Origin of the sequence: Citrobacter sp. Cf136 (assembly GCF_030333815.1) — a bacterium.
In the GTDB taxonomy this organism is placed as follows: domain Bacteria; phylum Pseudomonadota; class Gammaproteobacteria; order Enterobacterales; family Enterobacteriaceae; genus Citrobacter; species Citrobacter freundii.
Genome location: NZ_JAOWFE010000032.1, coordinates 918,466 through 939,853 on the forward strand (window position 1 = coordinate 918,466; position 21,388 = coordinate 939,853).

The 21,388-nt window shown below is 52.6% G+C and carries 19 protein-coding genes; 16 read left to right on the forward strand and 3 right to left on the reverse strand.

What is annotated here, in order from left to right:
• Window positions 1–280 precede the first annotated feature (280 nt).
• The 10 genes from OGV98_RS08820 (at window position 281) to OGV98_RS23535 (ending at window position 9,428) form a co-directional block, all read left to right on the forward strand.
• Window positions 281–2,920, forward strand: a complete 2,640-nt coding sequence (locus OGV98_RS08820; protein ID WP_202581293.1) for a YdbH family protein — start codon at window positions 281–283, stop codon at window positions 2,918–2,920.
• The gene (locus tag OGV98_RS08825) at window positions 2,917–3,108 is read left to right on the forward strand and encodes a YnbE family lipoprotein (protein WP_003020350.1); all 192 of its coding nucleotides are present in this window, start codon (window positions 2,917–2,919) and stop codon (window positions 3,106–3,108) included. Before OGV98_RS08820 ends, OGV98_RS08825 begins: the two co-directional genes overlap by 4 nt.
• A gap of 7 nt (window positions 3,109–3,115) precedes the next feature.
• Window positions 3,116–3,442, forward strand: coding sequence for a YdbL family probable chaperone protein (locus tag OGV98_RS08830; RefSeq protein WP_032935636.1), 327 nt, complete (start codon window positions 3,116–3,118; stop codon window positions 3,440–3,442).
• Between the two features lie 107 nt (window positions 3,443–3,549).
• A complete protein-coding gene (locus OGV98_RS08835) occupies window positions 3,550–4,155 on the forward strand; it encodes a CDP-alcohol phosphatidyltransferase family protein (RefSeq protein ID WP_032935638.1) in 606 nt (201 codons plus the stop codon).
• Window positions 4,152–5,069: a phosphatidate cytidylyltransferase gene (locus OGV98_RS08840; RefSeq protein WP_044710842.1), complete on the forward strand. Its 918-nt coding sequence runs from the start codon at window positions 4,152–4,154 to the stop codon at window positions 5,067–5,069. The genes OGV98_RS08835 and OGV98_RS08840 overlap by 4 nt, the downstream gene beginning before the upstream one ends.
• 3 nt (window positions 5,070–5,072) lie before the next feature.
• The gene (locus tag OGV98_RS08845; RefSeq protein WP_202581294.1) at window positions 5,073–5,714 is read left to right on the forward strand and encodes a lysophospholipid acyltransferase family protein; all 642 of its coding nucleotides are present in this window, start codon (window positions 5,073–5,075) and stop codon (window positions 5,712–5,714) included.
• On the forward strand, window positions 5,707–7,467 hold the full coding sequence (locus OGV98_RS08850; protein WP_210943541.1) for a bifunctional alpha/beta hydrolase/class I SAM-dependent methyltransferase: 1,761 nt from the start codon (window positions 5,707–5,709) through the stop codon (window positions 7,465–7,467). The genes OGV98_RS08845 and OGV98_RS08850 overlap by 8 nt, the downstream gene beginning before the upstream one ends.
• Entirely contained in the window at window positions 7,457–8,761 is a 1,305-nt protein-coding gene (locus OGV98_RS08855; protein WP_032935646.1) for a phosphatase PAP2/dual specificity phosphatase family protein, read from the forward strand. Before OGV98_RS08850 ends, OGV98_RS08855 begins: the two co-directional genes overlap by 11 nt.
• Complete coding sequence (locus tag OGV98_RS08860) at window positions 8,737–9,138, forward strand: hypothetical protein (RefSeq protein WP_044710836.1); 402 nt, start codon at window positions 8,737–8,739, stop codon at window positions 9,136–9,138. Before OGV98_RS08855 ends, OGV98_RS08860 begins: the two co-directional genes overlap by 25 nt.
• A gap of 98 nt (window positions 9,139–9,236) precedes the next feature.
• Window positions 9,237–9,428: a hypothetical protein gene (locus OGV98_RS23535; protein ID WP_003020344.1), complete on the forward strand. Its 192-nt coding sequence runs from the start codon at window positions 9,237–9,239 to the stop codon at window positions 9,426–9,428.
• 43 nt (window positions 9,429–9,471) lie between these two features.
• Here OGV98_RS23535 and azoR read toward each other — a convergent pair whose 3' ends face one another.
• Complete coding sequence (gene azoR, locus OGV98_RS08865; RefSeq protein ID WP_003843763.1) at window positions 9,472–10,077, reverse strand: FMN-dependent NADH-azoreductase; 606 nt, start codon at window positions 10,075–10,077, stop codon at window positions 9,472–9,474.
• A 201-nt stretch (window positions 10,078–10,278) separates the two neighbouring features.
• Between azoR and hrpA the strand changes: the two genes are divergently transcribed.
• The 3 genes from hrpA (at window position 10,279) to aldA (ending at window position 16,697) form a co-directional block, all read left to right on the forward strand.
• Window positions 10,279–14,181, forward strand: a complete 3,903-nt coding sequence (gene hrpA, locus OGV98_RS08870) for an ATP-dependent RNA helicase HrpA (RefSeq protein WP_202581295.1) — start codon at window positions 10,279–10,281, stop codon at window positions 14,179–14,181.
• An 80-nt stretch (window positions 14,182–14,261) separates the two neighbouring features.
• Window positions 14,262–15,059: a YdcF family protein gene (locus OGV98_RS08875; protein ID WP_171820670.1), complete on the forward strand. Its 798-nt coding sequence runs from the start codon at window positions 14,262–14,264 to the stop codon at window positions 15,057–15,059.
• Window positions 15,060–15,257: 198 nt separating this feature from the next.
• Window positions 15,258–16,697 (forward strand): aldehyde dehydrogenase, encoded by a 1,440-nt coding sequence (gene aldA / locus OGV98_RS08880; protein ID WP_032949368.1) that lies wholly within the window; start codon window positions 15,258–15,260, stop codon window positions 16,695–16,697.
• Window positions 16,698–16,738: 41 nt separating this feature from the next.
• On the opposite strand, the gene OGV98_RS08885 is transcribed toward aldA, so the two are convergent.
• Complete coding sequence (locus OGV98_RS08885; RefSeq protein WP_058842669.1) at window positions 16,739–17,665, reverse strand: alpha/beta hydrolase; 927 nt, start codon at window positions 17,663–17,665, stop codon at window positions 16,739–16,741.
• A gap of 126 nt (window positions 17,666–17,791) precedes the next feature.
• Window positions 17,792–18,793, reverse strand: coding sequence for a type I glyceraldehyde-3-phosphate dehydrogenase (gene gap, locus OGV98_RS08890; RefSeq protein WP_202581296.1), 1,002 nt, complete (start codon window positions 18,791–18,793; stop codon window positions 17,792–17,794).
• Between the two features lie 189 nt (window positions 18,794–18,982).
• On the opposite strand from gap, the gene cybB reads away from it, so the two are divergent.
• The 3 genes from cybB (at window position 18,983) to OGV98_RS08905 (ending at window position 21,376) form a co-directional block, all read left to right on the forward strand.
• Window positions 18,983–19,513, forward strand: coding sequence for a cytochrome b561 (gene cybB / locus OGV98_RS08895; protein ID WP_044700084.1), 531 nt, complete (start codon window positions 18,983–18,985; stop codon window positions 19,511–19,513).
• A 172-nt stretch (window positions 19,514–19,685) separates the two neighbouring features.
• The gene (locus OGV98_RS08900) at window positions 19,686–20,105 is read left to right on the forward strand and encodes a translesion error-prone DNA polymerase V autoproteolytic subunit (protein ID WP_003020321.1); all 420 of its coding nucleotides are present in this window, start codon (window positions 19,686–19,688) and stop codon (window positions 20,103–20,105) included.
• A gap of 2 nt (window positions 20,106–20,107) precedes the next feature.
• A complete protein-coding gene (locus OGV98_RS08905; RefSeq protein ID WP_058842668.1) occupies window positions 20,108–21,376 on the forward strand; it encodes a Y-family DNA polymerase in 1,269 nt (422 codons plus the stop codon).
• The last annotated feature ends 12 nt before the right edge of the window (window positions 21,377–21,388 follow it).

Consider the following 21,388-nt stretch of genomic DNA (forward strand, 5'->3'; position numbering starts at 1 on the left):
ATTTCCCGGCAGGTACATCTGGTCTGCGATCATCATGGTAGGGAGTGCCTCGAAGAACTCATTGAAGAAATTCTGATAGAAGCTGGTCGTATAGGACCTAAACATAGCGATGGACAACTGAGGCCCCATTGAGTCTGAATCTTAATATCCCCGACGGCACGTGTAACAGCGTGCCTATAAAACGGTTATCTATCCTTAATGTGGGCATATCCAGTTAAACATGCCACAATACAGGCCTAAACCGGCTTAAATTTTTGCTAAATCAGGATATTAACTACCCATGAAGGGTAAATATAAAGCCGTTCTGGCACTCCTCTTATTATTGATTCTCGTGCCGCTGACGCTAGTGATGACGCTTGGCCTGTGGGTGCCTACGTTGGTGGGTATCTGGTTACCCGTTGGAACACGCATCGCGCTGGACGAGAGCCCGCGGCTGACACGGCATGGGTTACATATACCTGAACTCCGCTATCTGGTTGAAGATTGTCCGCTAGCGCGTATTACTCAGGCGGATCTGTCTCACCCCAGCCGCTGGTTGCTGAATGTCGGGACCATCGAGCTGGACTCAGCTTGCCTGGCCAAATTGCCACAGACAGAGCCGTCGCCAGTAGCGCCCAAAACGCTGGCTGAATGGCAGTCAATGCTGCCTAATACCTGGATTAACATCGACAAACTTATTCTCTCTCCATGGCAGGAATGGCAGGGAAAACTGTCACTCTCGCTCACTCCCTCCACTCAACAGCTGCGTTACCAGGGGGAAAAAGTTAAATTCCAGGGGCGTTTGCACGGGCAAAACCTCACAGTAACTGAGCTGGATGTTGCGGCATTTGAAGGCCAGCCGCCGGTAAGACTGGTCGGTGAATTTACTATGCCACTGGTGCCCGATGGACTGCCGGTAAGCGGTCATGCGGTTGCGACGTTAAGTTTGCCGCAAGAACCTACGCTTGTGGACGCCGAACTGGAGTGGCAACAAAACAGCGGACAACTGATCGTCATGGCGCGGGATAATGCCGATCCGCTGCTTGACCTTCCGTGGGAAATAACACGCCAGCAACTGACCATCAGCGACGGACGCTGGAACTGGCCTTATCAGGGATTCCCGTTAAGTGGCCGGCTGGGCATGAAAGTTGAAAACTGGCAGGCAGGACTGGAAAACGCGGTGGTGAGTGGGCGTCTGAACGTTCTGACGCATGGCGACGCCGGTAAAGGAAATGCCGTATTAACGCTGGGGCCGGGTAAGCTTGGCATGGATAGTAGCGAGATGCCGCTACAGTTGACCGGTGAAGCGAAACAGGGCGATCTGATCTTCTACGCGAAATTACCCGCGAGACTCACCGGAAGTCTGAACGATCCGCAATTGGCTTTCGAGCCAGGGGCGCTGCTGCGCTCACGTGGGCGGGTGATTGATTCGCTGGATATTGACGAGATTCGCTGGCCGCTGGCAGGGGTAAAAGTCACGCAACGCGGTGTGGATGGGCGTCTGCAGGCTATTTTACGTGCGCATGAAAACCAGATGGGGGGCTTTGAACTGCATCTGGATGGCCTGGCAAATGATTTTCTTCCTGATGCTGGTCGTTGGCAGTGGCGATATTGGGGTGAAGGCAGCTTTACGCCGATGCATGCCCGTTGGGACGTAGCGGGTAAGGGGGAATGGCATGACAACACCCTGAAGCTATTTGATCTTTCCACCGGATTTGATCATCTGCAATACGGCACGATGAAGGTGGAAAACCCACGTCTGGTGATGGACGAACCGATAGTCTGGGTGCGGGATGCAACCAAACCGACATTTAGCGGCGCGCTGTCGCTGGACGCAGGGAACACCACCTTCACCGGGGGAAGCGTGTTACCACCATCGACGCTGAAGTTCAGCATCGATGGTAGCGATCCGACAATCTTCCAGTTCAAAGGCCAGCTTCACGCTGGGGCGATTGGGCCCGTACAGTTGAATGGTCGTTGGGACGGTATCCGCCTGCGCGGACAGGCCTGGTGGCCAAAACAATCGCTCACCGTATTCCAACCGCTGATCCCACCTGACTGGAAAATGAAGCTACGAGAAGGTGAGCTGTATGCGCAGGTCGCGTTTTCGGCAGCCCCGGAGCAGGGCTTTGAAGCGGGCGGTCATGGAGTGTTAAAAGGCGGTAGCGCCTGGATGCCCGATAACAAAATCAACGGTGTCGATTTTGTATTGCCTTTCCGGTTTAGTGAAGGTGCATGGCAACTGGGTACGCGTGGGCCTATTTCACTGCGTATTGCGGAAGTGGTGAATCAGGTGACGGTGAAAAATATCGCCGCCGATCTGCAGGGGGCGTACCCCTGGAGTGAAAACAACCCGTTACTGTTGAGCGATGTCAGCGCTGACCTGCTGGGGGGCAAAATCATCATGCAGCAACTGCGGATGCCGCAGCACGATCCGGCCTTATTGCGAGTGCAGAATATCTCTTCCAGCGAGCTTATCAGTGCGGTTAACCCCAAACAGTTCGCCATGTCTGGCCCGGTCAGTGGCGCGTTGCCATTATGGCTGGATAATGAAAAATGGATCATTAAAGACGGCTGGTTGACTAATCCAGGGCCGATGACGTTGCGTATTGATAAGGATACCGCGGATGCGGTCGTCAAAGATAACATGGCGGCGGGGGCGGCCATTAACTGGCTGCGTTATATGGAAATAAGCCATTCGTGGACGAAAATAAATCTGGATAACCTCGGTGTCTTAACCATGCAGTCAACCGTGACTGGCAATAGTCGGGTGGATGGCAAAGTAGGTACAGTTAATTTGAATTATACCCACGAGGAAAACGTCTTTACGCTATGGCGCAGCTTGCGTTTTGGCGACAATTTACAGGCATGGCTTGAACAAAATGCAGCGCTGCCGGAAACCCATTGCCCGGAAGGCAAGGAATGTGAGGAACAACAATGAAAACGATAGCTGCCATGCTGGGTCTGCTGGCTTCATCTCTGCTGGTAGGGTGCACTCCCAGAATCGAAGTGGCTGCGCCAAAAGAGCCCATCACTATTAATATGAACGTCAAAATCGAGCATGAGATCCATATCAAAGTTGATAAAGACGTCGAAAGCTTATTGAAATCGCGCAGCGATTTGTTCTGAGGTCATGATGAGAAAACAGTTTGCAGTGGCGCTGGTCGTCCTGAGTTTACTCAGTAGCAATGCGTGGGCATTGACCCTGAATGAAGCCAGAACTCAGGGTCGAGTAGGGGAAACGCTCAATGGCTATCTGGTTGCATTGCAAACCGATGCCGAAACGCAGGCACTGGTGAGTGAGATTAATAAAGCGCGCAACGCCAGCTATCAGCAAGTGGCAGAGAGCAATAATATTCCGCCAGATGAAGTAGCAAAAATGGCCGGGCAAAAGCTGGTTGCTCGCGCTAAACCGGGTGAGTACGTTCAGGGTATAAATGGTAAGTGGTTGAAAAAACAATAGCGTATTTTTATTAACTCAATTTATTCAGTTACTCCCATAAAAAGTAATAGGCGGCAACGGTTAATTAATCCACTATATTTAAATCAACAAATTATCAAGGAGTGATGATGACGCTTTATCAGATAAAGCCCGCCTTTCAGGCGCTTTTGCGGCCTGTCATGTTCTGGTTACATAAAAAAGGCGTCACGGCAAATCACGTTACCCTTACCGCGATGGCGCTTTCTTTTGTGACTGGTGCAGTGCTGGTTATTTTCCCCCAACCTGAGTGTTTTGTTCTCCTGCCCATCGTGTTGTTTATACGGATGGCGCTCAATGCGCTGGACGGCATGCTGGCGCGGGAATGCAACCAACAATCGCGACTTGGGGCCATTCTCAATGAAAGCGGAGACATTCTTTCCGACATTGCGCTTTACCTGCCGTTTATGCTGCTCCCCGACAGTAACGTATTACTGGTTATGATGATGCTGTTCTGTGCGGTGATGACGGAGTTTTGCGGCGTCCTGGCACAAACGATTAATGGCGTCCGCAGCTATGCCGGACCGCTGGGTAAAAGCGACAGAGCGTTGGTATTTGGCGCGTGGGGTTTGGCACTGGCGCTGTGGCCACAGGTTGTGCAGTGGAACAATGTGCTTTGGGGTATTGCTACGCTCTTACTGCTATGGACGGTAATTAATCGCTGTAAAAGTGCATTGCGTAACGAGGTCGTGAAATGATGCTGTTAGAGAAGTCACTCGCGGTCATTTTTGCGCTGCTGTTGATTGCAACGGTGGTGAATGGATTACTGGTGTGGCGACGACCAGGCAAAGACTGGCGGGAACTGACGTTACGCATTCGCACCTGGTGGGTAATCATCGTCTTGTTTTCTTTGGCTATTTTAAGTCCACACTGGCTAGCGTTAACCTTTTTTGCGTTAGTGAGTTTTATGGCGCTAAAGGAGTTTTTGACGCTGGCACCGTCGCGTCAAACCGATCGCATGCCGCTGCTGTGGATGTTCATTGCTATTCCGATTAACTACTGGTTGATTGGCATCAACTGGTACGGCATGTTTGTCGTCTTTATCCCGGTCTATGCATTCTTATTCTTACCGGTTCGTATGGTGATTGCGGGTGATACGCAGGGCTTCTTACGTTTTGTCTCGCAGCATCACTGGAGCCTGATGACCACCGTATTTGCGTTCAGCCATGTCGCATTTTTGCTGGTGCTACCTGATGATGGCAAACAAACTGGCGCATTACTGGTGCTCTTCCTGGTGGGATTAACGGAATTCAACGATATTGCGCAGTACCTGTGGGGCAAATCGATTGGGCGTATCAAGGTTATGCCTAAGGTCAGCCCTAACAAGACGCTGGCGGGACTGGTCGGCGGCGTGGCAACGACTACGCTGATGGCGGCGGTGCTTGGGCCAGTCATGACACCATTAAACTTACCGTTGTCGCTGCTGGCAGGTTTTATTATCGGCCTCAGCGGTTTTTGTGGCGATGTGGTGATGTCGGCAATAAAACGTGATATCGGCGTGAAGGATAGCGGAACACTGCTGCCAGGCCATGGTGGCATTCTTGATCGACTGGATTCTCTGATCTTCACCGCTCCTGTTTTTTTCCATTTCATCCGCTACTTTTGCTACTAACTTATGATGAGCTCAATTCTGCGAACGCTGTTTACGCTTTGCATTGTCTGGCCAGTGATATGGCTGTGGCTTGGGTTGCGTATCAGGCATCGGGAGCGTCTACCCACTCGTGGCCCGGCGATTATTGTCGCCAATCACAACAGTCATATGGACGTGTTTGCACTCCTTTCGCTCTTTCCGCTACGCCGCCAGGCGTCTATTCATCCTGTGGCTGCTGCTGATTATTTCCTGCGTAATAAGGTGATGGCCTGGTTTGCGCTGAATATTCTCAACATTATTCCCATTTCGCGTAAGGGCGGAGAAACCAATCTACTGGCGCAGTGTGAACAGGCATTACGCGACGGCAAGATCCTGATCCTCTTCCCGGAAGGCACGCGCGGCGAGCCGGGAAAACTGTCACCACTTAAATCTGGGTTATGGCATCTGAGCCAGCGAGTGTCGGACGTGCCGATTATTCCCGTCTGGCTACGTGGGACGGAACACGTAATGGCGAAAGGGAATCGGATACCGCTGCCGCTGTTTATTGACGTCAATATTGGCAGAGCATTGCGTTTTCATGATGATAAACACCGCTTCATGGACGAACTCAGGCAGCAGTTGTTGCTGCTACAGCAACAAACCACAGGAATGCAGCCACATGAATAATACACGAGTGCCAGACGAGCGAAATTTTTTGACCAGCGATAACACCGTGCTGTTTTATCGTCACTGGCCTGCGCCTGCGCCGGGCATGACACCCAAAGTGATTGTTCTGTTCCATCGTGGACACGAACATTCCGGGCGGCTGCAGCATATTGTGGACGAACTGGCGATGCCGGACACCGTATTCTATGCCTGGGATGCACGTGGTCACGGACACTCGCCGGGCCAGCGTGGTTATAGCCCCTCGCTGGCGCGCTCGGTGCAGGATGTTGAAGAATTCGTACGTTTCGCCGCAGCAGACAGCCAGGCCGCAATGGAAGATGTGGTCGTCGTAGCCCAAAGCGTAGGCGCGGTACTGGCTGCAACCTGGGCACATGACTATGCGCCTGATATTCGTGGACTGGTGCTGGCGTCACCGGCTTTCAAAGTGAAATTGTATGTGCCGTTTGCCCGCCAGGGGTTAACGTTGCTGCACCGGCTGCGTGGCCTGTTCTTCGTTAATTCTTATGTTAAAGGCAAATACCTGACGCACGATGTTGATCGCGTGGCCAGCTTTAACCTTGATACTCAGATCACCCGGGCCATTGCGGTAAACATCCTGTTGGATCTCTACAAAACGGCAGAGCGAATTGTCAGCGATGCCGCTGCCATTACGTTACCTGTACAGTTGCTGGTGTCCGCGGATGATTTCGTTGTGCATCGCCAGCCGCAGATTGATTTTTATCAGCGTCTGAGAAACCCACTTAAAGAATTGCACGTGCTGCCGGGTTTTTACCACGACACGCTGGGCGAAAAAGATCGGCACCTGGCGTTCGATAAAATGCGCGATTTTATTACGACGCTCTATGCTACGCCGGCGCAGCGTTTTGATTACAGTAACGAAGACCGCTGGAGCCCGGGAGCGGATACCTGGCGGATGCTCAATGGCGGACCTGAGCCGTATTCTCTTGAAGATCTAGCGTACCGCGGTTTGCGCTATGGCATGAAGCTTCTGGGGACGCAATCTACGGGCGTACGTCTGGGATTTGACACCGGTTTTGATTCCGGTAGTACGCTGGATTATGTCTATCGCAACCAGCCTCAGGGCAGCAGTGCGTTGGGGCGTTTAATTGACAAAAACTACCTGAACAATGTCGGCTGGCAGGGGATCCGCCAGCGTAAGGTTCATTTGCAGAGGCTGATTAGCCAGGCAGTCGCACAGTTGGCGGAGCAGGGCACGTCAGTGCATGTGGTGGATATTGCTGCCGGACATGGACGCTATGTACTCGATGCGCTGGAAGGCGAACCTGCGGTAAGTTCAATTTTATTGCGCGATTACAGTGAGCTGAACGTGAATAAAGGTCGCGAAATGATCGCAAGCAGAGGCATGACTGACATTGCGCACTTTGAACAAGGTGATGCCTTCAACCGCGAACAATTGGCAGCGCTGGAGCCTCGTCCCACATTAGGGATTGTCTCCGGTTTATACGAGTTGTTTCCTGAAAACACGCTGGTCAAAAACTCTTTGGCCGGGCTGGCTGAGGCGATAGAGCCGGGGGGCGTGTTGATCTATACCGGGCAGCCCTGGCATCCACAGCTAAAAACGATCGCCTGGTCGCTGACCAGCCATAAAGACGGTAAAGCGTGGGTGATGCGTGTGCGTACGCAGGGGGAAATGGATGCACTGGTTCGTGACGCGGGTTTTGAAAAGTGTACACAACTGATTGATGAGTGGGGAATTTTCACCGTTTCCATGGCGGTGCGTCGTGCTTCCTGAGCAGCGTAAAGTCATGGTGCAGGCAGTCGGTTGGTTACTGCTGCTGGCGCCCTTTTTTTTCCTTACGTATGGCAAGGTAAATCAGTTTACCGCCTGGCAAGACGCGCAATATCAGAACGTTGGAAGTATCGTTTTTAACTGGGAGTCGGCCATTCCTTTTATTCCATGGACCATTCTTCCTTACTGGAGTCTGGATCTGTTTTACGGATTATCCCTGTTTATTTGCACCACGCGTTTCGAGCAGCGTCGACTGGTGCTCCGGCTGGTACTGGCATCGGTGATTGCTTGCGGTGGTTTTTTACTGTTTCCGTTGCAGTTTAGCTTTACGCGTCCCGAAGTGACGGGGGCGGCGGGTTGGCTGTTTGCACAACTGGAGCAGTTCGATCTGCCATATAACCAGTCGCCATCACTGCATATTATTCTCTGCTGGCTGTTGTGGCGGCATTTCAGTCGCTACCTGTCAGGCGGTTGGCGCAGACTCTGTGATAGCTGGTTTTTGCTGATCGCCATATCCGTTCTTACCACCTGGCAACATCATTTTATCGATATTATTACCGGACTGGCGGCAGGAATGTTGATTGACTGGATGGTACCGGAACGACGCCGCTGGCGCTGGTGTAAACCGGATGCAGCGCGCGTGAGGTTGCTGCGGCGATACCTGATGGGGGCGGTCGTATGTTTCATTGCCGCAGTGTTGCTGACGCCATGGTTGTTATGGCCTGCGCTGGCGTTATTGATCGCCGGGTGCGGCTACGCTGGATTCGGTGCGGCAACGACGGCGAAAGATTCGCAGGGCCGACTCCCTCCTGCTGTTTACTGGCTGTCATTGCCATGGCGAGCAGGAATGTGGCTGTCGATGCGTTGGTTTACCCGCCGTTTGCCTGCGGTAAGTTCGGTGGTACCCGGAGTGTATCTCGGTAGTTTTCCGCGCCAGGAGCCAGCACAACATGCGGTACTGGACGTGACCTTTGAGTTTCCTCGTGGACGGGCGACGGCCTCACGAACGTATCACTGCGTACCAATGCTGGATTTAGTGATCCCGAATGAAGCTGAACTTCAGCAGGCGGTGAGCAGTCTGGAGACCCTGCGTGAGACGCAGGGTACGGTGCTGGTGCATTGTGCTTTAGGACTATCGCGTAGTGCGATGGTGATTGCGGCGTGGCTGTTACGCCATGGCCATGCAACCACGGTAGAGCAGGCCGTGGCACAGATCCGTGCGTGTCGACCGCAGGTGGTGCTGACTGATAAACATCTGGAGATGCTGCAACAATGGCAACGGAAAGTGACAACGTAACAGAAGATGAGATGCTTCGGCATGGTTTGCTGCGGCACACGCTGGCAAGCTGGCGCTTCATCCTGCTTTTTTCCCTCGCTCCGATGGTGTGGGTGCTCTTTGCCGCACCGCCAGGTATCCTGCGTGCCATTATCGCGCTGCTGTGCGCCATTGTCTGGTTTGGCTGTTGGCGATTATGGCTCGACGAGCGCTATTTTTCGCTGATCACTGCACATAACAATGTGCAGGCAGGTGATGCTCTGTGCTTTATCTGGCGTCGTGAGCGACTGAAAACGTTAACGCTGGCCGACCGGCAGTCAGGCGCATTGCAACAGTGTCGGTACACGCTTCGTTTGGTTATTGTTCTGTGGGCTGTCTGGCTGGTACTGCTTGTGTAGCATCCATCTAAATTACTCATCGACATCGCAATAGTTGCCACACGGCATAAAATGGATGCTGATATAGTCCAACACCGGTCGCGTTGTGGGGTGAAATCATGTGGCTTCTCAAGTGGTATGTCTGGAATCGTTGGGTATTCAAACTGTTAAGCCGGGATGTCGCGGAGCCTGAACAATTTTTGCTTCATTGCTGGGAAGAGAATCTGGCGAAATGCAGGGATTATGCAACCATCTGGCGTGATATTAATCGCATTCACGGCAAACAGATACGGGTACAGGTAAAGAAGTAAGTGCCGGAGAAACCCTCTCACCGGACGGTGAGAGGGGGAATTATCAGGCAGCAACTACGCTGTCGATAGCGGCTTTCGCGTCGGATTGTGCTTTAGACGCCACTTCCGGGCCGTAAGCAATACCTTCAGCAAAGACGACATTCACGTCGGTGATGCCGATAAAGCCCAGGAATACGTTCAGGTACGGCGTGATCAGGTCGGTTGGTGTATCTTTGTGGATACCACCACGGCTGGTCAGCACCACAGCGCGTTTACCCGTCACCAGACCTTCCGGGCCTTTCTCGGTATAACGGAAAGTCACACCAGCGCGGGCAATCAGGTCAAAGTAGTTTTTCAACTGAGTTGGGATGTTGAAGTTGTACATCGGCGCGGCGATAACAATCACATCATGCGCTTTCAGCTCAGCAATCAGCTCATCGGACAGCGCCAGCGCTTCCTGCTGACGCGGCGTCAGCGGTGCATCGCTCGGGCGCATCGCACCCACCAGTTCGCCATCCAGTACCGGTACAGGATTTGCTGCCAGGTCACGGACAGTGATTTCATCAGCAGAGTGCTTTTCACGCCACTGTTCAACAAAATAATCAGACAACTGACCAGACTGAGAGTACCCTGCCAGAATACTGGATTTAAGAACTAATACCTTGCTCATGGGTGTTTCCTTTTATGTGTTTGAAGGGGGTGAGCCCCGTTGCTTGTTGACACTTTATTCACAATCCTGTCGCAGTGATAGTGCAATATATCGAATCCTATGTTCGAAATTATTGAACAACACATGAAAAGCGCCGATGTGGTACTCTATACCTATCATCTAAAAGAGATTTAACCCGGCAGAGCACTGCCTTTTAACGCTATGACAGAACAACAAAAATTAACCTTCAACATGTTGCAGCAACAGCTGGATTCATTGATGCTGCGTGACAGACAGCGTTTTGCCCGCCGCCTGCACGGCGTGAAGAAGGTTAAAAATCCTGATGCACAACAGGCCATTTACCAGGAGATGGCGAAAGAGATTGAGCAGGCAGCCGGTAAAGTTGTGCTGCGTGAAGCGGCGCGTCCGGAAATCAGCTATCCGGAAAACCTGCCCGTCAGCCAGAAAAAACAGGATATTCTGGACGCAATTCGCGATCATCAGGTGGTGATTGTTGCTGGCGAGACCGGCTCGGGGAAAACCACCCAGTTACCCAAAATCTGTATGGAACTGGGGCGCGGGGTAAAAGGGCTGATCGGCCATACCCAACCGCGTCGTCTGGCGGCGCGCACCGTGGCGAACCGTATTGCGGAAGAGCTGCAGACCGAGCCGGGCGGCTGTATTGGTTATAAAGTTCGTTTCAGCGATCATGTCAGTGATAACACCATGGTCAAGCTGATGACGGACGGTATCCTGCTGGCGGAAATCCAGCAGGATCGACTGCTGATGCAGTACGACACCATCATCATCGATGAAGCGCATGAACGCAGTCTGAATATCGACTTTCTGCTCGGCTATCTGAAAGAACTTCTGCCGCGTCGCCCGGATCTAAAAATTATCATCACTTCGGCGACCATCGATCCTGAACGTTTTTCAAAGCATTTCAATAACGCGCCGATTATCGAAGTCTCCGGCCGAACGTATCCGGTGGAAGTGCGCTATCGCCCGATTGTTGAAGATGCAGATGACACCGAGCGTGACCAACTTCAGGCGATTTTTGATGCCGTAGATGAGTTAGGCCGTGAAAGTCAGGGCGACATTCTGATCTTCATGAGCGGCGAACGTGAAATCCGTGATACCGCCGATGCCCTGAATAAGCTGGATTTACGCCATACCGAAGTGTTGCCGCTGTATGCGCGTCTTTCAAACAGTGAGCAGAACCGTGTATTCCAGTCGCACAGTGGTCGCCGTATCGTGCTGGCGACCAACGTGGCAGAAACGTCGCTGACCGTTCCGGGAATCAAATACGTCATTGATCCAGGCACCGCGCGTATCAGTCGCTACAGTTACCGCACCAAAGTTCAGCGCTTGCCGATTGAACCGGTGTCGCAGGCTTCTGCCAACCAGCGTAAAGGCCGCTGCGGTCGTGTTTCGGAAGGGATCTGTATTCGTCTGTATTCCGAAGACGATTTCCTGTCGCGTCCGGAGTTTACCGACCCGGAGATCCTGCGTACCAACCTGGCATCCGTTATTTTGCAGATGACCGCGTTGGGGCTGGGCGATATCGCGGCGTTCCCGTTTGTTGAAGCGCCGGATAAGCGCAATATTCAGGACGGTGTACGCCTGCTCGAAGAGCTGGGGGCGATAACCACCGACGAACAGGCAACCGCTTACAAGTTAACGCCGTTGGGCCGTCAGCTGTCGCAACTGCCGGTGGATCCGCGTCTGGCGCGCATGGTGCTGGAAGCGCAAAAACATGGCTGCGTACGTGAGGCGATGATCATTACCTCGGCGCTGTCCATTCAGGATCCGCGCGAGCGTCCAATGGACAAGCAGCAGGCTTCCGACGAGAAGCACCGCCGTTTCCACGACAAAGAGTCTGATTTCCTCGCGTTTGTGAACCTGTGGAACTATCTCGGCGAGCAGCAAAAAGCGTTGTCGTCAAACCAGTTTCGTCGCCAGTGCAAAGTTGACTTTCTGAACTATCTGCGCGTGCGAGAGTGGCAGGATATCTACACACAACTGCGCCAGGTGGTGAAAGAGTTGGGTATTCCGGTTAACAGCGAACCTGCTGAATATCGGGAGATCCACGTCGCGTTGCTGACCGGTTTACTGTCTCATATCGGGATGAAAGATACCGATAAACAGGAGTTTACCGGGGCGCGTAACGCTCGCTTCTCGATCTTCCCGGGGTCAGGTTTATTCAAAAAACCGCCGAAGTGGACGATGGTAGCGGAGTTGGTGGAAACCAGCCGCTTGTGGGGACGCATTGCCGCGCGTATCGATCCTGAATGGGTGGAGCCGGTAGCCCAGCATCTGATCAAACGTTCATACAGTGAGCCGCACTGGGAACGCGCGCAGGGTGCTGTGATGGCGACAGAAAAAGTCACTGTCTACGGCTTACCGATTGTTGCGGCCCGTAAGGTGAATTACAGTCAGATCGATCCTGCGTTATCGCGTGAACTGTTCATTCGTCATGCGCTGGTGGAAGGTGACTGGCAAACGCGCCATGCGTTTTTCCGCGATAACCTGAAACTACGAGCGGAGGTGGAAGAGTTAGAGCACAAATCACGCCGCCGTGACATTCTCGTCGATGACGAAACGATGTTTGAGTTCTACGACCAACGTATCAGCCATGAGGTGGTTTCTGCCCGCCATTTTGATAACTGGTGGAAAAAGGTCAGCCGCGAGACGCCGGATCTGCTCAACTTTGAAAAGAGCATGCTCATCAAAGAGGGCGCGGAGAAAATCAGTAAGCTGGATTATCCGAACTTCTGGCATCAGGGTAACCTTAAGCTGCGCCTGAGCTACCAGTTCGAACCCGGAGCCGATGCGGACGGTGTGACCGTACATATTCCACTCCCGCTGCTCAACCAGATCGACGAGAGCGGTTTTGAATGGCAAATTCCAGGGCTGCGCCGCGAACTGGTGATCGCCCTGATTAAGTCGTTACCAAAACCGGTACGACGCAACTTTGTACCCGCACCGAACTATGCGGAAGCGTTTTTAGGCCGAGTGACGCCGCTGGAACTGCCGCTGCTGGACTCGCTGGAGCGTGAACTGCGCCGCATGACCGGCGTCACCGTTGACCGTGAAGACTGGCACTGGGATCAGGTGCCCGATCACCTAAAAATCACCTTCCGGGTGGTGGATGATAAGAACAAGAAGCTGCAGGAAGGGCGTTCGCTACAGGATTTGAAAGATGCGCTGAAGGGCAAAGTTCAGGAAACATTGTCTGCGGTGGCCGATGACGGTATCGAACAGAGTGGATTGCACATCTGGAGCTTCGGCCGGCTTCCGGAAAGTTACGAACAAAAACGCGGTAACTATAAGGTGAAAGCGTGGCCGGCGTTGGTCGATGAGCGTGACAGCGTTGCCATCAAACTGTTTGATAATCCGCTGGAACAACAGCAGGCGATGTGGTGCGGTTTACGCCGCCTGTTGCTGCTGAATATTCCTTCGCCAATCAAATATTTGCACGAGAAGCTGCCCAATAAAGCCAAGCTGGGGCTGTACTTTAACCCGTACGGTAAAGTGCTGGATTTGATTGACGACTGTATCTCCTGCGGTGTGGATCAGCTAATTGACGCCAACGGTGGTCCGGTGTGGACCGAAGAAGGCTTTACGGCGTTGCATGAAAAAGTGCGGGCTGAACTGAACGATACGGTGGTGGAGATTGCGAAGCAGGTCGAACAGATCCTGACCGCAGTGTTTAATATCAACAAACGTCTGAAAGGTCGCGTAGATATGACCATGGCGCTGGGGCTTGCGGATATCAAAGCGCAAATGGGCGGACTGGTGTATCGAGGATTTGTTACCGGCAACGGTTTCAAACGTCTGGGCGATACGTTGCGTTATTTGCAGGCGATTGAAAAACGGTTGGAGAAACTGGCCATCGATCCACACCGCGATCGCGCGCAGATGCTGAAAGTGGACAGCGTGCAGCAGTCCTGGCAGCAGTGGTTCAATAAACTGCCGCCTGCGCGCCGCGAAGATGACGATGTCAAAGAGATCCGCTGGATGATAGAAGAGCTACGCGTCAGCTACTTTGCCCAGCAGCTTGGCACGCCGTATCCGATTTCGGATAAGCGTATCCTGCAGGCAATGGATCAGATTACGGGTTAACGCAGTGCTGGACCGTAGGCCGGATAAGGCGTAGTCGCCATCCGGCATCTGTATCCGGTAAAGCATAAATTCCAGGAGTCATGAACATGAGACAGTTTCCGCCACTTTCCGCTAGCACCCTTGCGGCGATTAACACCGTGGGGCAATGGCTGGCGCAAAATGATTTCGCTGAAAATATTACGGTGCAGACAGATTGCGTGATTCTGGCCGGGAACGCAGTGATCCCGACCATCGATGCAGCCTGTCGGATAGCGAAAGAGCAACAGGTTCCCCTACTGATTAGCGGTGGTATCGGTCACTCAACGACCTTTCTGTATGCTGCCATCGCAGAGCATCCACGCTACCACACGATTCGTACCACTGGTCGCGCGGAAGCGGCGATCCTTGCCGATATCGCGCACCAGTTCTGGCACATTCCTGGTGAGAAGATTTGGGTAGAGGATCAGTCCACCAACTGTGGGGAGAACGCCCGGTTTAGCTGTGCGTTACTGCGTCAGGCGACCCAAACCATGGGGACCGTCATTGTGGTGCAAGACCCTACCATGCAGCGCCGCACCATGGCGACATTTGAACGCGTCACGCGTGACGACCCTCAGGCCCCACGCTGGATCAGTTTCCCCGGTTTTGTCCCCGAGTTGATTGAGCAGGGCGACGGCGTGGATTTTGCCCCGACCGCCGAAGGTCTGTGGTCGGTGGATCGTTACCTGTCTCTCATTACCGGTGAGCTTCCGCGCCTGCGTGATGATGCAACCGGCTACGGGCCTTGCGGCCGCGATTTTATCGCCCATGTTGATATTCCTCAGGACGTTGAGCAAGCCTGGCAGCAGCTAAAAAATGATACCGCGCTGACCGACTTACTTGAGAGCCGTTCTCTGTAATCCCTTCTGCCCGTTTGTCGGCGTTTTACGGCAAACGGGCAGAAAGCCCACCCGTTTTTTCTCTTAATCATCACTTTGCCAGGCGCTTTTATGAAGCAGTTCACAGAACCGCCACTCCAGCGATAATGCGCCATGCAAATTGATATTAATTAACAATAGTTTTACTTGTTAAAAACAAATCAATCACAGGAGAGCCGCATGTCAGTACCCGTACAACATCCTATGTATATCGATGGGCAGTTTGTGACCTGGCACGATGACGCCTGGATTGATGTCGTCAATCCGGCCACGGAAGAGATTATCTCGCGTATTCCCGATGGGCGTGCCGAAGACGCGCGTAAAGCGATCGATGCCGCGGATCGCGCTCAGCCGCAATGGGAAGCGTTGCCTGCCATTGAACGGGCAAACTGGTTACGCAAAATTTCTGCGGGTATCCGCCAGCGAGCCGATGAAATCAGCGCGTTGATTGTGGCGGAAGGTGGAAAAATTCGACAACTGGCTGACGTTGAAGTCGCGTTTACCGCCGACTATATCGATTACATGGCGGAGTGGGCGCGTCGCTATGAAGGTGAGATCCTGCAAAGCGATCGCCCGGGTGAGAATATCCTGCTGTTTAAGCGTGCACTGGGCGTGACGACGGGCATTCTGCCGTGGAACTTCCCGTTTTTCCTGATTGCCCGCAAACTGGCTCCCGCCTTGCTGACGGGGAATACCATTGTCATTAAGCCGAGTGAATTCACACCGAATAACGCCATCGCCTTTGCCAAAATTGTTGATGACATTGGTTTACCGCGCGGGGTCTTTAATCTGGTGCTGGGACGCGGTGAAACGGTCGGTCAGGAGCTGGCTGGAAACCCCAAGGTGGCGATGGTGAGTATGACCGGCAGCGTCGGTGCGGGCGAGAAAATTATGGCCGCAGCGGCCAAAAACATCACTAAAGTTTGTCTGGAGTTGGGTGGTAAAGCTCCGGCTATCGTGATGAACGATGCTGATCTTGAGCTGGCGGTGAAGGCCATTGTTGACTCGCGGGTGATCAATACCGGACAGGTATGCAACTGTGCTGAGCGCGTATACGTTCAGAAAGGTATCTATGACCAGTTCGTTAATCGTTTGGGTGAGGCGATGAAAGCCGTGCAGTTTGGCAATCCGGCCGAACGCAATGACATTGCGATGGGGCCGCTGATTAACGCCGCTGCGCTGGATCGTGTGGAGCAGAAAGTCGCACGAGCGGTGCAGGAAGGGGCCAGAGTGGTGCTGGGCGGTAAGGCTGTTATCGGCAAAGGTTATTACTACCCGCCGACGTTACTGCTAGACGTGCGCCAGGAGATGGCGATTATGCACGAGGAGACGTTTGGTCCGGTGCTGCCGGTGGTGGCGTTTGATACGCTGGAACAGGCGTTGACAATGGCCAATGACAGCGACTACGGTCTGACCTCATCGATCTATACGCAGAATCTGAATACGGCAATGAAGGCGATTAAGGGGCTGAAGTTTGGCGAAACCTATATTAACCGTGAAAACTTCGAGGCGATGCAGGGCTTCCACGCTGGCTGGCGTAAGTCCGGGATTGGCGGGGCTGATGGTAAACATGGTCTGAACGAATACCTGCAAACGCAAGTGGTGTATCTGCAGTCCTAAGTTTTTCGCCGGGTGAGTCTGTACGCCACCCGGCGCAATCTTCACACTTTAGTGGCTACCCAGTTCATCATCATTTCCGGCCAGATTGCCAGCGGTAACCCTTGCGCATCACGAATACCAAATCCGTGCTTACCGCGTTCAAACAGATGCATTTCGACCGGAACGCCCTGCTCACGTAGCGCATTAAAGAAAACCAGGCTGTTTTCTACCTTCACCGCCGGATCGTCAATGGCGTGTAGCAGGAATGTCGGCGGCGTTGTGCTATCCACGCGTTCTTCCAGAGAATAGTGGCGCAGATCTTCCTTTTCGGGCTTAGCGCCAACCAGCTCAAGACGAGATCCCGGGTGACCGATGTCTTCGCGCAGAGTGACAACCGGGTACACCAGTGCCATAAACGCAGGGCGCGCAGGTTGCTCGTCTACGTTATCTATCGGCATATAAACCGTTTCGGCAAACCGGGTTCCCAGACTGGCGGCCACGTGACCACCGGAAGAGAAGCCCAACACACCGATACGATCAGGGTTAATTTTCCATTCATGGGCGTTGGCGCGAATGTAGCGCATGGCGCGCTGGGCATCGGCCAGCGGCGCGTTTGCGCCTTCCTCATGGCCATCACCCGGCATGCGGTAGGTCATCACAAACAGGGTATAACCGCGAGCGTTAAAGAACGGTGCCAGTACGCTGCCTTCTTTATCCACCACCACGCGACGATAAGAGCCGCCTGGCGTGACAAGGATCCCTATGCCGTTAGGTTTTGCGGGGGCATAAACGGTAATTTCCGGGGCGCGAATACCGGTGACCGCACGATCATACTGAGATGTTCCTGTATGTCGGGGTTCAGGCGTAAACACCGCATCGCTGTTTTTTGCTCCGGGGGCTTCACCCTGCGGCCAGAATGAGACGGTGGTGGCCTTAGCAACGGCTTGCTCCATTATGTTTTCTAACGTTTCACGACTCAGTGCTTCCATTACTATGCTCCCTCAGTGGCAAAGGTTAGCTATAGCACAGTCAGTGAATCGAAAACGGGGAGAGACTCACAACGTATTGAATTCGCGGGAAATGAAAGAGGGCGGAGGCGAGCCTCCGCCAGAACATTAGAGCTTGATAAATTTATCCAGTGTACGAATAAGTTGGGTGACAAAACCGTATTCGTTATCGTACCAGGCGACTGTTTTTACCAGTTGCAGATCGCCCACTTCGGTAATTTCGGTTTGTGTCGCATCAAATACCGAACCGAAATGCGAGCCAATGACATCTGACGAGACGATTTCCTCATCGGTATAACCAAATGACTCATTGTCTTGCGTGGCTTTTTTCAGCGCGTTGTTGACCTCTTCAGCAGTGACTTTTTTCCCCAATACCGATACCAGTTCCGTGACGGATCCTGTTTTCACCGGAACACGCTGGGCGTGGCCTTTTAATTTTCCGCTCAATGCCGGAATGACCAGACCAATGGCTTTGGCGGCTCCGGTGGTATGGGGAATGATATTCTCCGCTGCTGCCCGTGAGGCGCGCAGATCTTTCCCGCGAGGCCCATCAACCAGCGACTGCGTTCCCGTGTAGGCGTGGATGGTGGTCATGGTGCCAAGCTGAATACCGAAGCTGTCGTGCAGGGCTTTCGCCATCGGTGCGAGGCAGTTAGTGGTGCACGATGCGACCGAGATAATCCGATCGTTCGCATCCATTGTATCGTCGTTGACGTTAAAGACGATGGTTTTCATATCGCCAGCCGGGGCGGATATCAGCACTTTTTTGGCCCCTGCATCCAGGTGCGCGTTGGTTTTTTCTGTCGAGGTATAAAAACCGGTGCATTCGATGATTATCTCAGCGCCAGTGGTTTTCCACGGAATATTTTTGGCCTCTTTTTCTGCGTAAACCGCGATTTTTTTACCGTCGACAATCAGCGCGTCTTCGGTAAAGTCGATGCTCCAGGGAAACGGGCCGTAGTTTGAATCGTGCTTTAACAGATAGGCGAGAATTTTGGGCGAGGTGAGGTCATTAATGGCCACAACCTCCACGTTGCTTTTGACTTCCAGTAGTCGACGCAATACCAGACGACCGATACGACCAAAACCGTTAATGCCAATTTTACTCATGGTTTTCTCCTGTCAGGATGAGGCGGTACGACATATTTTCCCTACCAGGCTTAGTCCAGACAGGCATCCTCGGCAATAGCGGTTCTTGCGGTTAAGCGTAAGCGACTGAAAATGGGTGAACAAAAGTTAATGAATTTTTAACAAAAGCCCGTTATGTTGACGCATTATTGTTTTTATTCAGGAAGTGTTATGGGGAATAAGTATTCTGGCCTGCAAATCGGTATTCACTGGCTGGTCTTTTTGTTGGTTATTGTGGCGTACAGCGCCATGGAGTTTCGCGGATTTTTCCCGCGCAGCTATCGCCCCTTGTTCAACATGGTGCACGTCTCCTGCGGTATCACTATTTTAACGCTGATGGTGGCGCGTCTGCTGGTCAGGCTGAAATACCCGGCTCCGCCGATTGTGCCAAAACCGAAGCCGATGATGACCGGAATGGCGCATCTGGGGCATCTGGTTATCTATCTGTTGTTTATTGTCCTGCCGATTATTGGGCTGGTGATGATGTACAACCGGGGTAACCCGTGGATTGCATTCGGCATCGTTATGCCGCATGCGCCAGAGGCGAACTTTGATTTAGTGGATATGCTGAAGTCCTGGCACGTGACGCTGGCAAATCTGGGTTATTTTGTTATTGCTCTGCATGCTGGTGCTGCCCTGATGCATCACTATTTCTGGAAGGACAATACGTTGTTGCGCATGATGCCGCGAAAACGCTCCTGAGGTAATGCCCCGCAAATGTGGGGCATTTTTTTAGCCGATTATTTTTCCAGACATCATAAAAGCTTATCGACAAGATGGTTAAACAACGCTCAATTCGCCACACTTGTCACTTGATCACTGTCTTCATTAAAACTACTGTATATAAACACAGTTATATGAGAGGCAGATTATTATGTTGTTTTTCCAGCCAGTTGAACACCGCGAAATCAAACACTTCCCGCTATTTAGCGATCTCGTGCCTTGCGGTTTTCCCTCTCCTGCGCAGGATTACGTTGAGAAACGTATCGATCTCAACGATCTGTTGGTGCAGCATCCCAGCGCAACCTATTTTGTTAAATCGTCTGGCGACTCCATGATGGGGGCAGGGATCGGTGCTGGCGACTTGCTGGTAGTCGACAGTGCCAGAAAAGCGGCCCACGGAGACATTGTGGTTGCTGCTATTGAAGGCGAATTCACCGTTAAGCGCCTGCAATTGCATCCGGTGGTGATGTTGAAGCCAGAGAACAGCGCCTACGCGCCGATCATGATCGGCAGCGAGGACACGCTGGATATATTTGGCGTAGTGACATTCATCATTAAATCTGCGGGCTGATTATGTTTGCGCTGGTGGATGTTAATTCATTTTATGCCAGCTGTGAGTCGGCATTCCGGCCCGATCTGAAGGGTAAACCCGTTGTCGTTCTTTCAAATAACGATGGCTGTGTCATTGCCAGTAGCGCGGAGGCAAAAGCGCTTGGCGTTAATATGGGCGCACCATATTTCAAACAGAAAGATCTGTTCAGGCGCTATGGCGTGTTCTGTTTTAGTTCGAACTACGAATTGTATGCGGATATGAGCAGCAGGGTGATGTCGATTCTGGAGGAGCTGTCGCCGCGCGTGGAGATGTACAGTATTGATGAAGCCTTTTGCGATTTAACGGGCGTGCGAAACTGCCGGGATCTGACGGATTTTGGTCGGGAAATCAGAGCAACCATTTTACAAAAAACACGCCTCAAGGTTGGGGTCGGTATCGCCCAGACCAAAACCCTGGCCAAGCTGGCTAACCATGCGGCCAAAAAGTGGCAGGAACAGACTGGCGGGGTGGTGGATCTCTCGAATATTGAGCGCCAGCGTAAGCTGATGACTGCGCTCCCGGTTGATGAAGTCTGGGGTGTTGGACGCCGTATCAGTAAAAAACTTGACGCTATGGGCATTAAAACGGTCTGCGACCTGGCAGATACCGATATTCGCTTTATCCGCAAACATTTCAACGTTGTGCTTGAGCGCACTGTGCGGGAATTGCGCGGTGAACCTTGCCTGGAGCTGGAGGAGTTTGCACCAGTTAAGCAGGAAATTATCTGCTCAAGATCGTTTGGTGAAAAACTCACGGATTACAACGCGATGCGAGAGGCAATTTGTACCTATGCTTCACGTGCTGCGGAAAAGCTGCGCAGAGAGCACCAGTTCTGCCGGTTTATCTCTACGTTTATCAAAACCAGCCCATTTTCCCTGAATGAACCGTATTACGGTAACAGCGCATCGATAAAACTGCTGACACCAACCCAGGATAGTCGGGAAATTATAAAGGCGGCCACATGTAGCCTGGACGCAATATGGCGAGAGGGGCTACGTTATCAAAAAGCAGGGGTCATGCTGGGCGATTTTTTTAGCTCAGGTGTTGCACAGTTGAATCTTTTTGATGACAACGCTCCACGGCATAACAGCGATAAGCTGATGGCCGTTCTGGATACGCTCAATGCTGAAAAGGGTAAAGGAACGCTCTATTTTGCCGGACAAGGTATACAACAACCGTGGGCGATGAAGCGAGATATGCTCTCACCGCGTTATACCACGAGATACAGTGATTTGCTGCGGGTTGGATAGGGTCTGGGAGGG

What these genes read in the sequence shown, in the direction of transcription:
- OGV98_RS08820 (WP_202581293.1), top strand. Translation starts at nt 281, where the DNA reads ATGAAGGGTAAATATAAAGCCGTTCTGGCACTCCTCTTATTATTGATT.
- OGV98_RS08825 (WP_003020350.1), top strand. Translation starts at nt 2,917, where the DNA reads ATGAAAACGATAGCTGCCATGCTGGGTCTGCTGGCTTCATCTCTGCTG.
- OGV98_RS08830 (WP_032935636.1), top strand. Translation starts at nt 3,116, where the DNA reads ATGAGAAAACAGTTTGCAGTGGCGCTGGTCGTCCTGAGTTTACTCAGT.
- OGV98_RS08835 (WP_032935638.1), top strand. Translation starts at nt 3,550, where the DNA reads ATGACGCTTTATCAGATAAAGCCCGCCTTTCAGGCGCTTTTGCGGCCT.
- OGV98_RS08840 (WP_044710842.1), top strand. Translation starts at nt 4,152, where the DNA reads ATGATGCTGTTAGAGAAGTCACTCGCGGTCATTTTTGCGCTGCTGTTG.
- OGV98_RS08845 (WP_202581294.1), top strand. Translation starts at nt 5,073, where the DNA reads ATGATGAGCTCAATTCTGCGAACGCTGTTTACGCTTTGCATTGTCTGG.
- OGV98_RS08850 (WP_210943541.1), top strand. Translation starts at nt 5,707, where the DNA reads ATGAATAATACACGAGTGCCAGACGAGCGAAATTTTTTGACCAGCGAT.
- OGV98_RS08860 (WP_044710836.1), top strand. Translation starts at nt 8,737, where the DNA reads ATGGCAACGGAAAGTGACAACGTAACAGAAGATGAGATGCTTCGGCAT.
- OGV98_RS23535 (WP_003020344.1), top strand. Translation starts at nt 9,237, where the DNA reads ATGTGGCTTCTCAAGTGGTATGTCTGGAATCGTTGGGTATTCAAACTG.
- azoR (WP_003843763.1), bottom strand. Translation starts at nt 10,077, where the DNA reads ATGAGCAAGGTATTAGTTCTTAAATCCAGTATTCTGGCAGGGTACTCT.
- hrpA (WP_202581295.1), top strand. Translation starts at nt 10,279, where the DNA reads ATGACAGAACAACAAAAATTAACCTTCAACATGTTGCAGCAACAGCTG.
- OGV98_RS08875 (WP_171820670.1), top strand. Translation starts at nt 14,262, where the DNA reads ATGAACATGAGACAGTTTCCGCCACTTTCCGCTAGCACCCTTGCGGCG.
- aldA (WP_032949368.1), top strand. Translation starts at nt 15,258, where the DNA reads ATGTCAGTACCCGTACAACATCCTATGTATATCGATGGGCAGTTTGTG.
- OGV98_RS08885 (WP_058842669.1), bottom strand. Translation starts at nt 17,665, where the DNA reads ATGGAAGCACTGAGTCGTGAAACGTTAGAAAACATAATGGAGCAAGCC.
- gap (WP_202581296.1), bottom strand. Translation starts at nt 18,793, where the DNA reads ATGAGTAAAATTGGCATTAACGGTTTTGGTCGTATCGGTCGTCTGGTA.
- cybB (WP_044700084.1), top strand. Translation starts at nt 18,983, where the DNA reads ATGGGGAATAAGTATTCTGGCCTGCAAATCGGTATTCACTGGCTGGTC.
- OGV98_RS08900 (WP_003020321.1), top strand. Translation starts at nt 19,686, where the DNA reads ATGTTGTTTTTCCAGCCAGTTGAACACCGCGAAATCAAACACTTCCCG.
- OGV98_RS08905 (WP_058842668.1), top strand. Translation starts at nt 20,108, where the DNA reads ATGTTTGCGCTGGTGGATGTTAATTCATTTTATGCCAGCTGTGAGTCG.